Origin of the sequence: Pseudoalteromonas sp. PS1M3 (assembly GCF_016865405.1) — a bacterium.
Lineage (GTDB): Bacteria > Pseudomonadota > Gammaproteobacteria > Enterobacterales > Alteromonadaceae > Pseudoalteromonas > Pseudoalteromonas marina.
Window position 1 is genome coordinate 677907 of sequence record NZ_AP022624.1, and the last position, 15477, is coordinate 693383.

Annotated in this window: 10 protein-coding genes; 5 read left to right on the top strand and 5 right to left on the bottom strand. The window is 40.3% G+C overall.

From position 1 onward, the window contains the following. The first annotated feature begins 2 nt into the window (after window positions 1-2). Window positions 3-3089, top strand: a complete 3087-nt coding sequence (locus PS1M3_RS03185) for a ligand-binding sensor domain-containing diguanylate cyclase (RefSeq protein ID WP_203986243.1) — start codon at window positions 3-5, stop codon at window positions 3087-3089. Window positions 3090-3130: 41 nt separating this feature from the next. On the opposite strand, the gene PS1M3_RS03190 is transcribed toward PS1M3_RS03185, so the two are convergent. From PS1M3_RS03190 to PS1M3_RS03205, 4 genes are all read right to left on the bottom strand, one after another. Beyond that, window positions 3131-5242: a hypothetical protein gene (locus PS1M3_RS03190; RefSeq protein WP_203987265.1), complete on the bottom strand. Its 2112-nt coding sequence runs from the start codon at window positions 5240-5242 to the stop codon at window positions 3131-3133. Between the two features lie 199 nt (window positions 5243-5441). Continuing rightward, entirely contained in the window at window positions 5442-7304 is a 1863-nt protein-coding gene (gene dxs, locus PS1M3_RS03195) for a 1-deoxy-D-xylulose-5-phosphate synthase (protein ID WP_203986245.1), read from the bottom strand. Between the two features lie 101 nt (window positions 7305-7405). After that, entirely contained in the window at window positions 7406-8293 is an 888-nt protein-coding gene (ispA, locus tag PS1M3_RS03200) for a (2E,6E)-farnesyl diphosphate synthase (protein WP_006794261.1), read from the bottom strand. 2 nt (window positions 8294-8295) lie between these two features. Continuing rightward, window positions 8296-8538, bottom strand: a complete 243-nt coding sequence (locus PS1M3_RS03205) for an exodeoxyribonuclease VII small subunit (RefSeq protein WP_006794260.1) — start codon at window positions 8536-8538, stop codon at window positions 8296-8298. A 294-nt stretch (window positions 8539-8832) separates the two neighbouring features. Here PS1M3_RS03205 and pomA point away from each other — a divergent pair, with 294 nt between their 5' ends. From pomA to PS1M3_RS03220, 3 genes are all read left to right on the top strand, one after another. Continuing rightward, window positions 8833-9600 carry a flagellar motor protein PomA gene (pomA, locus tag PS1M3_RS03210; protein WP_008132143.1) on the top strand — a complete coding sequence of 256 codons (768 nt, stop codon included), beginning with the start codon at window positions 8833-8835 and terminating at the stop codon, window positions 9598-9600. Window positions 9601-9602: 2 nt separating this feature from the next. Further along, window positions 9603-10523, top strand: coding sequence for a flagellar motor protein MotB (locus tag PS1M3_RS03215; RefSeq protein WP_138740790.1), 921 nt, complete (start codon window positions 9603-9605; stop codon window positions 10521-10523). A 160-nt stretch (window positions 10524-10683) separates the two neighbouring features. Further along, window positions 10684-12624, top strand: coding sequence for a DNA topoisomerase III (locus PS1M3_RS03220; protein ID WP_138740789.1), 1941 nt, complete (start codon window positions 10684-10686; stop codon window positions 12622-12624). A 22-nt stretch (window positions 12625-12646) separates the two neighbouring features. On the opposite strand, the gene PS1M3_RS03225 is transcribed toward PS1M3_RS03220, so the two are convergent. Next, complete coding sequence (locus PS1M3_RS03225; RefSeq protein ID WP_138740788.1) at window positions 12647-13966, bottom strand: M20 family metallopeptidase; 1320 nt, start codon at window positions 13964-13966, stop codon at window positions 12647-12649. A gap of 112 nt (window positions 13967-14078) precedes the next feature. Here PS1M3_RS03225 and PS1M3_RS03230 point away from each other — a divergent pair, with 112 nt between their 5' ends. After that, window positions 14079-14936 (top strand): tetratricopeptide repeat protein, encoded by an 858-nt coding sequence (locus PS1M3_RS03230; protein ID WP_138740787.1) that lies wholly within the window; start codon window positions 14079-14081, stop codon window positions 14934-14936. Window positions 14937-15477: the final 541 nt, after the last annotated feature.

Genomic DNA, 15477 nt, shown 5'->3' on the forward strand with positions numbered 1-15477 from the left:
GTATGATGCGATTTTTACTGGTGTGTGTACTGATGTTGTGCGCAATGCCAAGTGGGGCTTCAATTACTGACTATGTTGTTAAACAATGGAATATTAAAGACGGGTTACCGTCACAATCATTAAAAAGCGTAGTGCAAGATCAGCAAGGCTACATTTGGCTAGGCACACAGTTTGGTTTGAGCCGCTTTGATGGCACTACGTTTACAAACTACAATACCCAAAATAGCGCTTTTTTACCAAGCAATGGCATTAATAAGCTTTTAATCGATTCGAATGGATTACTTTGGGTCGGAACGAGAAGTGGTTTAGTGGTTATTAATCCAGCGACCTTTGCAGCGCAGGCATTTAACATTAAAGGCCCTGTAAGGGATATTCTAGAAGACTCCAAAGGGGGCACTTGGATAGCCGCAAACGGGTTATATTACGTTGGTCGTGGTCAAGTTAACTTACGCGGTCAATCTAAAGCTATTTTACCAACGGCTAATGCAACCGTTATAACTCAAATAGTGGGTTCAGTGAGTCAAATGGCGCTTTCGCCAGAAGGTATTTGGCTTGTAAACGATCGTCACTTGTTACGCTTAACTAAAAACTCCTCCGATTTTGCCAAACTGCGTTTAGAGCTTACTGCTAAAATATCGTTACCCGAGCGTTTAGCTCAAACTATCGTTCATGATCTTGCATTTTTAAATGGGAATTTATATTTAGCTTCGGAGCTAGGCGCTTACTTTTTAGATTTAGACGACGAGTTAAGGCCCTTTCCATTACCCAACGCGAATAACTCTGCTGTGTATAAATTTATGAGTGACAGCGATGGTGGTTTATGGATTTCGACCTATGGGCGTTTGTTATTCAGAGATAAATCCAGCCAATGGCAATGGGTTGAACCGAGCCAGCTAGATCAAAGTATTTGGTTTGCTGATATTTTTAGAGATGATAAAAATAATATTTGGTTAGCAAGCTTCAGTGAAGGGTTGTGGCTTGCTCACGAAGGGCGAGTAGAAAGGCACGCTGCTGTTTCACAAATGACTGAAGCGGTTATGGCGCTGAGCCAAGCTCCAGATGGTAAATTATGGGTCGCTAATAAAAGTGGTGTTGGTTATTTTGACTTGAATAAAAGTTATATTAATTTAATTCCAAGTAGTCAGTATGGGCGTGCCTCAGTACACGATTTACAGTTTGATGGAGAGCGCGTATACATCGCCACAGGGCGAGGGTTGTTCGTATACGAAGACGATAAACTCTTTAGTGTGCCTGGGCGTGCACTGCGTGACAATCCCGTTTTTGCTATAAGTCGCTCTAGTAAAGGTGGGTTTTGGATTGGCACCGGCCGTGGGCTCTACAGGCTCAACTTTGCAGGTTTAACTCCCTTTGCTTATAACGCCTTTTTAGGCAGTAAATTTATAACTTATGTATTAGACAAAGGAAACTTTGGTGTCATAGGTACCAGTAAAGGTGCGTATTACTTTACTGATCGCGGTATCGAAAAGGTCGGGGATCAAACTTCACTTGAAAGTGCTTATATTACAAGTGTTTTGCACATTGATGGCGTGGGTATTTTAATAGGCTCGCTTAATGATGGGTTATTTTACCGAAGCACGCAGGGCCAATGGCGACAGCTTGATGCCGCAAATGGGTTACCGTATGGCTCTATATTTAGCTTAGAGTACGACGAAAAATTAAATAACGTGTGGGTGAGCACCATGAAAGGTGTTTACAGAATGCCAGCGGAGCAGTTCAAAACAAACATAGAAAGTTTAAAAGTAGAAGAGGTGATTTCGTCATTCGATCGCCAGCTTGATGGCAAAGCTAACCAGTGTTGTAGTGGTTTAGGCCATGATGCAGTTGTCAATATGGGCAGCTCAATGTGGTATCCGAGCCTACAAGGTGTTGTTGAGATACCTAAAAATGTAGAGCTATTTGGGGTGCTGTCGTTAAAACCAACTATTGAAACAATTACAACTCCTGAGCGTAATTTAACAACGGCTGCGCTAGGTAAAAAGCCGACTTTAGAAACTGACGAGCGAGACATAACACTAACCTATACGGCGATAGACTATTATGCGCCAAACAGTATTGAGTTTAGGTATCAGTTAAGTGGTTTGGACAATGATTGGCGTTATGCAAACACGCGCCGCGAGGCTATTTATACCAACTTACCAGCTGGGGCATTTTTATTTCAGTTAGAGGCAAAACGCCAAGGTGAAGATTGGTCAAAGGCGCAATACGTAGAATATGGGTTTATTGTACCAGAGCGGTTTGATGAAACAATTTACTTTAGATTACTGATCACCAGTGGCTTTATTTTACTTCTTTACTTAGTATTTTGGGTGCTTAAAGCGCAAGAGCGCAGAAAACAAGAAGTGCTTGAAGGTTTAATTACAGAGCGTACGTTAGAGCTTCGACAAGCGAATGATAAGCTTGGGCAAGTTAACTCACAACTTAAACTTGTAAGCCACTCTGATGAGCTTACAGGTTTGCGTAGCCGTCGTTTCTTGTTTGATCAATTACCAAAAGATATTGAGCATTTTCAACGTAATTCACAGTCATTACAGGCTCAAGGGAAATCACTTGTACTGGTTATTATTAATTTAGATAACTTTAGCCGTATAAATGATGCCTTTGGTCCAATTGCAGGTGACAGCTGTTTGCAGCAAATGGCTGCGCTATTAAACTCGCGTACGCAGGGCTCTGACTACGTAGCGCGCTGGAGTGGTGATGAGTTTTTATTACTTTTACGTGACTTTAAGTGCAATAAAATAGACAGTTACTCTTCAGAGCTTTGTAAAGCGATTGCAGAGTACTCTTTCCAATTACCTAACGGAAATATGACAAATATAACAGCCTCAATTGGTTGGTCTTTCTACCCATTACCGTTACTTGGTGGGCAAGTAATTAGTTGGGAAACCTCTATTAATTTAGCTGACATTTCGCTTCATCAAGTTAAAAAACGCGGTGGTGACGGTGTAGCGCATATTACTTTCGACGAGCAGCTAGATGCATTTGAGTTTGAACAAAACTCTAATGTAGAGCAGCAACTGGGTATGCTACAGAAAAATGGTTTGGCCGATATAAAAGTGTGGATGCGATAATACCTGACCAAAGTGATTGGTCAGGTATGGTGAGGTTAACGCTATTGATTAAGCCAAGCTGGTAATATTGCAACTGACTCAGGTGCCGTAAATGCTGTGCTTGCATCGGCGCTAATATCACCGCCGGCAATACTTAAAATATTGTTAAAACGCATAACTACATTATTTGATTTTTCAGCTACGTATAAATCTGTCCCGGTATACATAATATCAACAGGGTTACCCAGTAGGGTATTTGGGCCGCTAATCGTGGTGCTGATGTTTACCAACCCCGATGCCATTGCCACGTTATTTAATACATATATTTTTCCATCGTCAGCAACCGCGGCGCTACCCACATCAGAAAGAATTAACGAGCCACTAAGCGAGTCGTAATCGATGCCATGTATATTGCTTGGCGCTTCTACCGCGGTTCCAGCATTAGCAGGTGTTATAAGTCTGTCTTCAACAGCAATATTTACATTTCCAGCCATAAGCTTGCTTTTGACTTCGTCGAATACAGCAACGGTTCCATTTGTGAGTGCGACAAAAGCACGGTCAGTGTTTACATCGTAATCAACATCCCAAGGACGCGCACCGTTAGCAAAAGTAAGCGTCATTAATGGGCTTGCATCTCCTGTGGTACACGTTGAAAATATTGAGATACTTGGTGTATCTGCATTATTTTCTGCAACTAAAATCATACCGCTATCAGAAGCTACATCAAGACCTTTAGGAGATATAAGGCCTGTATTTGCCCCTGTAATAACACTGTCTTGGTTTGTATTATACGCTTGCCCATCTCTGTTTATTGCCACTTTATTTGAAATGACAATACCGCCAATAGAAGTTGTACTGTTATCGAACGTTGTATAGCTATTACCCGCTTTATCAAAAGTTACACTCTCGATAGTTTGACCCGCATTATAGTTGCCAATTTCAGTGTTAAGTTGAGAGCTTAATCGACTAATTTGCCCCGTTGTTTCACCTGTAGTACCCGGGTTACTGCTAACGGCAACCCCAAGTAGCGTCATATTAGCGGTATCGCTATCTGAAATGTCAGCCATTACATTTTGCATACCCACTTTAGTAATTGACTCAGGTTTAATAGTTGAAGTGATTAAGTCAGGAGTAATATCGCCGCTTTCACCTGAAAAAATATTGCTAAATACAAGAACAGCATCATTTGATTTTTCGGCTACACGCAAATCACTCCCTTCAAGGCTAATATCAACCGGGTTACCAAGCATTGTTGCTGGGCCGGCAATACTGCGTGCAACGCTCACTAAGCCATCTGCGGTTGATGCATTATTGATTACAAATAACGAACCATCGGTTGCATCTGATGCACTGCCTACATCAGATAAAACAAGTTTATTAGTATTTGAATCATAAACAATGCCATGAATATTTACAGATATTTGCGTACCATCATTATTGCTAGGGGTAATTGTACGACTTGGCATAGCGGCAAATTCACCACCAACAAAATTATCGTAAACGGCTACATCACCATTTGTAAGTGCTACATACAGACGGTCATTTGTTTCATCATAATCAACATCCCACGGTGCAGCTTCTGTTATGGTTGTGCCTAATGGCATTGCGTTACCTGCGGCTGTAGCGCCAAAAGTCGTTACCTGCATCGCGCCAAAGTCAGCAATAAAAATAAGGCCACTTTGTTGTGCTACTGCAATTCCTTTAGGGTTTACGAGCGTAGTGTTAGCACCTGTTATTTCGCGATCAGTATTTGTATCATAGCTGCTGCCATCAGCACGGTTAGCAAGCTGACAGATAGTTTTAATACTGCCACTTTCGCTGTCGCTTGCTTGTAATAAATTACCCAAGCTATCAAAAGCGACGCCTTCGTTAGCTGTTGTGTTAAAAGTTTTTAATTTAGAAGCGCTTTGGTCAATTAAATCAATGGTACCCGTGTTGGTTTCTCCATTGTTTGCCAAAATAAATGTGGCTGATGCAAAGCCTGGGTTGCCATTTGATCCATCGGTACCATTTTGTCCGTCGGTGCCTGCAATACCATCTACGCCGTTTTTACCATCGTCTGAGCTGCAGCCTGTAATGCCGATTAATACTGCAAGTGTTAACGCTGAAAAACTAAGCGTATGTTTCAATGTGTTTTTTTGTGCTGTATGAGTTGTTAAATTAGCATTATTCATCATTTTTACCTTTTAAATATTCCATTAAATTTAGGTAAATAAAGGGCTTGCTTATAAAGCACAGACTAAGCAGCACTGATTATTTACATGTTAACCTCACAGCAATAACGGCTTAAAAGTTAAATTGGATGCAAAAAATAATGATAAAAACGAAAAAGGAGCCAACAGGCTCCTTTTTATAAACAGTTAAAATAATTAACTAAGCAGTAAATGACCTTATTGAACTTAAAATACCTTGCTCGCCTAAGCCCATTTCATCGTGCATTTCGTCTTGCGTGCCGTGCTTAATAAACTCATCAGGAATACCTAAGTTAAGTATTTTAACATTGGCCTGCTGGCTGGCTAAGTATTCGTTAACCGCAGAGCCTGCACCACCGGCAATGGCATTATCTTCAAGTGTAACAATGACATCATGATTTTTAATAATGTCGTTTAACAGTGAAGTATCAAGTGGCTTTATAAAGCGCATGTTAACAAGCGTTGCATTAAGTTCATTTGCAGCAAGTTGTGCGTTTTCAAGCAATGTACCAAATGACAAAATGGCAATCTTTGAACCTTCTTTTATTGTATTTGCTTTACCAATTTCGAAAAGTTGCATATCGCTCTGAATATCTGCCGTACCAGCGCTTCCGCGAGGGTAACGAACAGAAACCGGGCAATTAGCTTTGTAACCGGTGTACAACATTTGGCGGCATTCATTAGTATCGCTAGGTGCCATAATAACCATATTAGGTATACAACGCATAAAGCTGAGATCGTATGCGCCTTGATGTGTTTCGCCATCGGCACCAACAATACCTGCTCGGTCAATGGCAAATAATACAGGGAGGTTTTGTAATGCAACATCGTGAATGAGCTGATCGTATGCGCGCTGTAAAAAGCTTGAATAGATAGCAACAACAGGCTTTAAGCCTTCACATGCAAAACCTGCGGCTAGAGTTACGGCATGTTGTTCAGCAATTGCGACGTCAAAATACTTATCAGCATGTTCTTTTGAAAAGCGCACCATGCCCGAGCCTTCACGCATGGCAGGAGTGATAGCCATTAATTTATCATCTTGCTGCGCCATGTCGCATAGCCAGTCGCCAAATACTTTTGAAAATGTAGGGGCGCCCGGTTTTGATTTAGGCAAGCTAGATGTGTTTGGATCAAACTTAGGGACGCCGTGGTAACCAATAGGGTCGGCTTCAGCTGGCTTGTAACCCTTACCTTTTTGCGTTTTTATATGAAGAAGTTGTGGGCCTTTTAAATTACGCATATTACGCAATGTATCAACCAGCATGTTTACATCGTGCCCATCAATTGGGCCAATATAATTTAAGCCAAGTTCTTCAAAAAACGTACCAGGGATAACCATGCCTTTAAGATGCTCTTCCATTCTGCTGGCAAGCTCTTTAACAGGCGGTACGCCAGACAGTAACTTTTTACTTCCTTCGCGAATGTTGGTGTAAAAGCTACCAGATAGAATACGCGCAAAGTGGTTGGTTAATGCGCCAACGTTTTCTGAAATCGACATTTCGTTATCATTTAGAATAATAAGCATGTCTGATTTTACATCGCCTAAATGGTTCATTGCCTCAAATGCCATACCCGCAGTAATAGCGCCATCACCAATAACAGCAACCGTTTTACGCCCTGCGCCTTCTTTTTGTGCTGCAATTGACATGCCCAAAGCTGCAGAAATTGAGGTGCTAGAATGGCCAACACTGAATGTGTCGTAGTCGCTTTCATCTCTAAATGGAAATGGGTGCAGACCATCCTTTTGGCGAATAGTATGCATTTGGTCGCGGCGACCCGTTAAGATCTTATGCGGGTAGGCTTGATGCCCAACATCCCACACTACACGATCTTCTGGTGTGTTATATACATAATGAAGTGCAACTGTAAGCTCAACTGTGCCTAAACCAGACGCTAAATGACCGCTACTTTGCGATACAGAGTTAAGTAAATACTCACGTAGCTCATTGCTAAACTCGGGAAGTTTATCTTGCGCTAAGTCTCGTAATTGAGCTGGTTTATCAACCAAGTTAAGTAATGGATACTTGCTACTATCAAGTGTCATGGCTTTTTTATATCCTTCGATCACATTCGCTTTCAAATGGGAGTGAACAACGAATGTTAAGTAATAATGTCAGTGCTATTTGCAATACGCTTAAACTGTGACTAGTGGTCACGTTCAATAAGGTAATTTGCCAGCGACGCAAGAAGCGTAGTATCTGCATCAATAAGTGCTAACGCTTCGTGGGCTTGTGTTATTAAATTTTGCGCCTTTTCTTTAGCGCCTAGCATACCTAATAACGCCGGGTATGTCGCTTTATTCGCTTCTATATCTGAGCCTTGTGGTTTACCTAGTATAAAGGTGTCACCTTCCACGTCTAAAATATCGTCGTGTACTTGAAATGCCAGCCCTATAGCATACCCAAAAACGCTCAAGTTTTCTAAAGTTTGTTCATCTGCTTTTTCACTGCACAGTGCACCTAGTGTTATAGCACAGTTAATTAGTGCACCGGTTTTTAACTTATGGATGCGCTCAAGCTCTTGTACAGAAACAACTTTGTCAGTTGCGGCAATGTCTAAACCTTGTCCTGCCACCATCCCTTCAATACCTGATGCATGTGCAAGTGCAGCAATCATTTTTACTTGTGATTGCGCTGAGCAATTAAAGTTATGTGTGGCTATAAGTTCAAAGGCGAGAGTTTGTAATGCATCACCCGCTAAAATGGCTTGCGCTTCGCCATACACAATATGGCAAGTGGGGTAGCCGCGGCGTAAATCGTCATCATCCATAGCTGGTAGGTCGTCATGTACTAATGAATAACTATGAATGCATTCTATGGCTGCAGCCAAAACGTCTAAGTCACTTTTTTTAGCGCCTAGCATTTCACCAACAGCGTACACCAAAAAAGGGCGCAGCCTTTTTCCACCATTAAATAAGCTGTAATGAGTGGCTTCTTTTATTGTTTTATCGCTATCGAGCGGTTGTTCAAAGTAGCTATTGAGTGTAGTAGCTACATCTATTTGAGCACGTTCAATATAGTCTTTTATGCTCACAACTATTCCATATCATTATTAAAGTTTGTAAGTGCTGACTTTTCGCTATTGCCCATTAAAATAGAAACTTTTTGTTCTGCTTGCTGTAGTTTTTCAGATGACGCACCAGCGAGTGCAATACCACGCTCGAACTGCTTTAATGATTGTTCAAGCGATAAATCACCTTGTTCCATTTCACTAACAATTGTTGATAATTCTTCTAGTGCTTTTTCGAAACTTAAGTTTTCAGGTTTTTTAGTCGCCATCTTTATTTCAGCTTACATGATAAATTTAGGAGCCAATTTTAGGGGGAATGCTAAACTAGGTCAAAGGATGATATGAGTTTTTTACATTTAGCACGATTAATCGCGTGTTAATCAGTGTTATTAGTCAGGAAAACTCGATAATTAGGCAGTGCGCCTAACTTGATATAAAATAATAAATATAACTTTTATGTTTATTTACAAAAATGACTTAAGCAATTCAGTATGTTGCCGATAAGCAGTTAATAATAAAAAGTTTATGATAAGGCATTTAAACATGAAATCTCTGGAGGAAATGTGGATTTAGCAACCATAATAGGGATCCTAGGCGCAATAGGCTTAATTGTCATGTCTATGTTTATGAGTAGTAGCGGTGAAATGGGCATGTTTGCCGATGCGCCTTCAAGTGTAATTGTATTTGGTGGCTCGCTGTTTATTGTTTTATCAAACTTCACTATGTCTCAGTTTTTAGGGATAGGTAAGGTGGTTGGTAAGGCATTCATGTTTAAAATTGAGTCGCCTGAAGAGTTAATAGAAAAAGCAGTAGAGCTTGCGGATTCTGCCCGTAAAGGTGGCTTTTTAGCACTCGAAGAAGCTGAAATCCCAAACCCATTTATGCGTAAAGGCGTTGACATGCTTGTTGACGGTCATGACGCAGATGTTGTGCGTGCTACACTTCAAAAAGATATTTCCCTAACCACCACCCGTCATGAACTAGGTGCTGGCTTATTTAAAGCACTTGCCGACATAGCTCCCGCAATGGGAATGATTGGTACATTGATAGGCCTCGTTGCCATGTTATCAAACATGGACGACCCCAAAGCTATCGGACCTGCAATGGCCGTGGCACTATTGACCACTCTGTATGGTGCATTTTTGGCGAATGTAGTAGCAATTCCGATTCAGGTAAAACTTGAGCTGCGTAAAGACGAAGAAGCGATGAATCAGCGTTTGATTCTCGATGCTATTTTAGGAATTCAAGATGGTCAAAACCCCAAAGTTATTGAAGGTATTTTGAAAAACTACTTGGCTGAGTCTAAGCGTAAAGTTGATACCGAGGAGTAACCATGTCTGATGAAGAGTGCAAATGCCCACCCCCCGGTTTGCCTGCTTGGATGGGTACATTTGCTGATTTAATGTCGCTATTGATGTGCTTTTTTGTACTCTTATTGGCATTCTCAGAAATGGATGTACTTAAATTTAAACAAATTGCAGGTTCAATGAAGTTTGCTTTTGGTGTGCAAAATAAAATTGAAGTTAAAGATATCCCAAAAGGGACATCGGTTATCGCTATGGAATTTACTCCAGGTAAGCCAGAGCCTACACCAATTGAAACTATTCAACAGCAAACCGTTGAAATGACCCAGCAAATGCTAGAGTTTCAGGCTGGTGATGAAAGTTCAGCGGGCGGCAGGCAAGAACAGCGAGGCGATAAACGTGGCGGTGAATCTAGAAGTACCTCACAAGAGCAGTCATCAGAACAAGCAATATCCGCTGCAGATCAAGAGCAAACAAATGAGCTGGTTAAAAAAATAGCGCAGCAGTTAGAAAGGCAAATAATAGATGGTGCAATAGAACTTGAATCATTAGGTCAGCAAATTATTATTCGTATTAGAGAAAATGGCTCGTTTCCTTCGGGCAGTGCTTTTTTACAACCTAAGTTTAAACCGATTATTCAAGACATTGGCGAACTTTTAAAAGACGTACCAGGTGAAATTACAGTATCAGGGCATACAGATGATTTTCAGGTATCAAATGAGTTATACGTAAATAACTGGGATTTGTCGTCTAAGCGTGCAGTGGCTGTTGCTAGCGAATTGCAAACAGTTCAAGGGTTTGATAAAACACGAATGATGGTTGTAGGGCGAGCTGAAACTCGGCCGCTTGTGCCTAACGAGACAAATGAAGACCGACGTCGGAATCGCCGAGTTGAAATATCTATATTACAAGGTAAGGCAAAAGAGTCTGATCTTATTGATGTGAGATAATGCTCAAATTATAAAGCTGGGCTTAATTAGTAGCCCAGCTTTAAGTTTTACAAATTATTACCAGTCTCTATTTATTGAACCTGACAATAAATCAAAAACTCTCCCTCTTTAAAATAGTTATGCTAAACTACTGTTTATATAACCAGTTGTAGGCCGGCACATGAAACTCTACATCGCAGAAAAACCATCACTTGGACGTGCAATTGCAGATGCGCTCCCAAAACCACATAAAAAACACGACGGTTACATTGAAGTCGCCAATGGTGATTGTGTTTCGTGGTGTATTGGCCATTTGTTAGAACAAGCTGAACCAGATGATTACGATGAACGCTATAAAAAATGGCAATTAGAACATCTCCCTATAGTACCTGAGCAATGGCAGTTAAAAGCTAAACCTAAAACTCGTAAGCAATTAACTATTCTAAAAAAGCTAATCAAACAGGCATCAACGTTAGTTCATGCTGGCGATCCCGACCGTGAAGGGCAGTTACTTGTAGATGAAGTGATAGAACAAGCCAAAATAAGCAAAGCTAAAAAGCAAGGTATTCAGCGTCTACTTATAAGCGATTTAAACTTAGCTGCAGTTAAAAAAGCGCTTAGTTGTATGCACTCTAATCGGGAATTTATTCCATTAAGTGTATCAGCACTTGCACGTTCACGAGCAGATTGGCTTTTTGGTATGAACCTCACTCGGGCTTATACTTTAGCGGGACAAAAAGCAGGGTTTGGTAATGTACTCTCAGTTGGGCGCGTACAAACGCCAATTTTGGGTTTAGTGGTAAATCGTGATACTGAGATAGCTAATTTTATATCAAAACCATTTTATGAGGTGCTAGCTAGTTTAGTTACTCCTGAGAAGCAGGTATTTAAAGCAAAATGGGTACCGAGTAAAGCTTGCGAACCTTATCAAGATGAAGAGGGGCGAGTGCTAAATAAAGCATTGGCCGAAAACGTGGCTTCGCGTATAACTAATCAAACAGGAGAGGTGACATCGCTTGAACAAAAACAAAAAAAGCAAAGTGCACCTCTACCTTATAATCTATCAGCACTGCAAATAGATGCAGCAAAGGCATTTGGTATGGCTGCTCAACAGGTGCTTGATATTTGCCAAACACTTTATGAGCGCCATAAATTAATTACTTATCCTCGCTCAGATAATCGATATTTGCCTAAAGAACATCATTTAGATGCACCTTCAATTTTAAAAGCAATTGCAACTAATGACGGTCAAAAAGTGGAGTTAGTAAATGGTGCAAATGCTAAGCAGCGCAGTAAGTGCTTTAATGACGCAAAAGTAGCTGCGCATCACGCTATTGTACCTACGGCAAAGCAATTAAAGTCAGCTAGCTTAGCCAAGGATGAAGCAAAAGTGTATCAGCTTATTTGTAGGCATTATTTGATTCAGTTTTACCCAGACTATATTTATAACGAAACTAAAGCAGAGGTGACAATTGCTGGTGGTTTATTTAAAGCCAACGCTAAACAAGAAGTCAGTTTGGGTTTTAAGGTATTAATGGGTAAATCAGAATTAAAAGAAGAGGCTACTTTACCTTACCTTGAAAAAGGGATGGACCTGATATGTACACAAGGTGATGTAGTAGAAAAGCATACTTCACCTCCCGCTCATTTTACTGATGCAACTTTACTGAGTGCTATGACGGGGATTAGCCGTTATGTAAAAGATCCACATATCAAAAAAGTATTAAAAGATACTGATGGTTTAGGTACAGAGGCTACTCGTGCAGGCATTATAGAGTTGCTATTTAAACGGCGCTTTTTAAAGCGTGAAGGCAAAACAATCAAAGCCACCGAAACAGGCCTTGCATTAATTAGTGTTTTGCCTGAAGGTTTAGCAAGTCCTGACTTAACAGCAAAGTGGGAGGCGAGTTTAGGAAGCATTGCTCAACAAGCAATGAGCTACCAACAATTTTTACAACCGTTACTGGTGGAGCTTGAAGGCTTTGTAATGCAAGCAGCTAATTGCGATAGCCATGTATTTTCAAAACTGCCCCAAACACCGCCTAAAAAGCGTTTTGCCAAGCGCAGTAAAAAAGCACCATTTAAAAAATCTAATTATAAAAAGAGCTCAACAACAGTTTAATGGCTGAGCCCTTAAGTGGGATTTATTTTGTATTAAATAATGCAACTGCCACATTACTCATGGCTTTTATACCAGTAGGTAAAGCTACTTTATAATCAGGTGCAAATTTACTTGAGTGCAATGAAGGGAGTGTTTCGTTGTTTTTTATTGCTTTTGCGTATTGCTGTTGATTAACACCGCCTAACCAAAATAATGTAATTGGGATATTTTCGTCGGTACGGCCATAAAGACCAAAGTCTTCACCTGCCATTACGGCTTGGGTTTCAAGTACGTTTGTGTCGCCTATCGCATTTTTAATAGCACTTCGTACTATATTAGTTTGCGAAGGATTATTATAAGTAGATGGAATTGATTCATCCTCATGAACTATAACAGCAGGGTAATCACTTTCATCAAGCCCTGCGCTTTGCGCAATACCTGCGGTTATGCGTTTTATTGCAGCAATTTGCGCATTGCGTACATCTGGGTTGTAACTACGCAGTGTAAGTTGCAGTTTCACTTCATCAGAAATAACATTATGTTTGGAGCCGCCATGTATAGAACCGACTGTTATAACAGATGGTTCTAAAGGTGAAAGTTCGCGACTTGTAATCGTTTGTAAAGCAAGTACTGTGCGCGCAGCAATAACTACCGGATCAATAGTGGTATGAGGGTACGCGCCATGGCCGCCTTTACCTTTTATATTAATATCAACAGAATCCACACTTGCCATGGTATATTCATTTTTCATAGTTACTTTACCAGCAGGTACACTGGCACTAACATGCAATGCAATAACGTGGTCGGGCTTTGCGTATTTACTAAATAAACCCTCATTTAGCATCGCTTTAGCTCCACCTCCAACCTCTTCTGCAGGTTGTGCAACCATCATTAATGTCCCTTTCCATTTATTTTTATGAGTAATGAGTTGCTCGGCAGTGCCTATAAATGAGCTCATATGAATATCATGGCCACAGCCATGCATAACACCAACTTTTGCACCATGCTCGTCAATAACTTTTACAGTTGAAGCGTAGGGTTTACCTGTTTGCTCGGTAATAGGTAAGCCGTCCGTATCTGTGCGTATCATAACTGTTGGGCCATTGCCATTTTTAAAAATACCAACAACACCATACCCACCTACATTTTCTGTAACCTCGAATCCAAGCATATTAAGCTTGTTAGCTATTTTTTTACCTGTATTTTTTTCGCTGTATGAAAGTTCTGGCGATTGATGTAAATCGAGGTAAAACTTTTCAATACTAGGCATTGTTTTGTTTAGGTCTAGGTCTAGGTCAAGTCCTTTAGCTTGCAAAAGCGGAGCTGCAAATAAAAATGCAGCGCTAAGGTAAGATAGTTTCATGATTTGCCTCATTAATTGATTATGTATGCCGAGTGATTTAGTTATACGACTTGTATTTATTATGTTAATCACCATATAAAACCCTAAATAGATAAGTATGGCAATCAATTCAATGAGTAATATAGTAAGTATTAATGCACAAAACCTTCAGCAGGTCCTTGGAGAAACATCACAACAAAAATTAGTATTACTTAACTTTTTCTCACCTCAAAGTCCTGATTGTATTGGGCAGGCTGCAATTTTAGATAAAATAGCGGCTGACTATACAAGCCATATAGTAATAGCAAATTTAGATTGTGATGCAGAGCAAGCATTAGCTTCACAATTAGCACAACAGGTTGGCTTACAAACGCTGCCTACGCTTGTGCTATTAAAAGACTCTGCCCCTGTCGATTTGCTTGCAGGTACCCAAACTGAGTCACAAATACGGGAAGCCCTATCTAAGCACTTACCTGCTCAACAGGATTTGCTATTAGAACAAGCTAAGCAGGCTCTACTTAAATCAGACCTCAATGCAGCGTTTAATTATGCAAAGCAAGCATACGAAATAGATAATACTAATGTACGTATTAAATTAGTGCTTGCAGATATTTGTATTCAAATTCACAAATTAGATGAAGCTCAAGCATTAATAGAAACGATTGATTCGCAAGATCAAGATGCGTACTTCAATAACATCAAAGCAAAATGCGAAGCTGCTTTAGATGCAAAAGATTCTCCAGAGATACAACAAAAGCAACAGCAAGTAGATAAGTATCCGAACGATTTAGAACTTAAAGAAGAGCTCAGTGCTTTATTAAACGAAGCAGGAAGAAAAGAAGAGGCATTAGAAGTGCTATTCAAAGTACTACAAAAGGACCTTAACTATAACGAAGCTAAACCAAGCTTTTTAGCTATAATAGCTTCTCTACCAGATGGCGATGCGCTCGCAGCTAAATACCGTAGAAAGCTATACAGTATTTTATATTAAAAGCTGATTATAAGTTCGGCTAAATAAAAGCACCTTTATTAAAGGTGCTTTTTTATTGATGGCTCTTAGATGTTAAAGCAGAGAAAATCAGCTTAAAAAGTAAAGTTATACACAGGGTTTTGTGAGTAACTTGTGTTTAGGGTGTGCGCTTGCTTGGGGTGCAATTTAAATCACTTTTTTAGCTAAAAAAGGCTTGCGTTAAATTCGCGCCTCCCTATAATGCGACCCCACTGAGACGGCAGAGCAGGCAACGCTTAGCGAGGCAAGCAAGTCACTTAGTGAGTCGAGTAAAACTTAAGTTTAGATTTTAAAAAATTTAAAATTAAGTGTTGACAAAAACACAGGAAAGCGTAAGATTCGCTTCCCTTGAGTCGCTAAGGCAACTCAAACGTTCTTTAACAATATAAAGCAATCATCTGTGTGGGCACTCGTACAGATTGAGTTCTAACAGCCAAGCTACTTAGGTAGTGAGGCAAATAAATTAGAGTCTCAATTGAAACTGAGTGACCAACAGCAATAACTACTTAGGTAGGAATTGCAG

Coding starts and splice junctions, on each gene's coding strand:
- PS1M3_RS03215 (WP_138740790.1), top strand. CDS start 9,603: ATGTCTGATGAAGAGTGCAAATGCCCACCCCCCGGTTTGCCTGCTTGG.
- PS1M3_RS03220 (WP_138740789.1), top strand. CDS start 10,684: ATGAAACTCTACATCGCAGAAAAACCATCACTTGGACGTGCAATTGCA.
- PS1M3_RS03190 (WP_203987265.1), bottom strand. CDS start 5,242: ATGAATAATGCTAATTTAACAACTCATACAGCACAAAAAAACACATTG.
- PS1M3_RS03185 (WP_203986243.1), top strand. CDS start 3: ATGATGCGATTTTTACTGGTGTGTGTACTGATGTTGTGCGCAATGCCA.
- PS1M3_RS03225 (WP_138740788.1), bottom strand. CDS start 13,966: ATGAAACTATCTTACCTTAGCGCTGCATTTTTATTTGCAGCTCCGCTT.
- PS1M3_RS03205 (WP_006794260.1), bottom strand. CDS start 8,538: ATGGCGACTAAAAAACCTGAAAACTTAAGTTTCGAAAAAGCACTAGAA.
- dxs (WP_203986245.1), bottom strand. CDS start 7,304: ATGACACTTGATAGTAGCAAGTATCCATTACTTAACTTGGTTGATAAA.
- PS1M3_RS03230 (WP_138740787.1), top strand. CDS start 14,079: ATGAGTAATATAGTAAGTATTAATGCACAAAACCTTCAGCAGGTCCTT.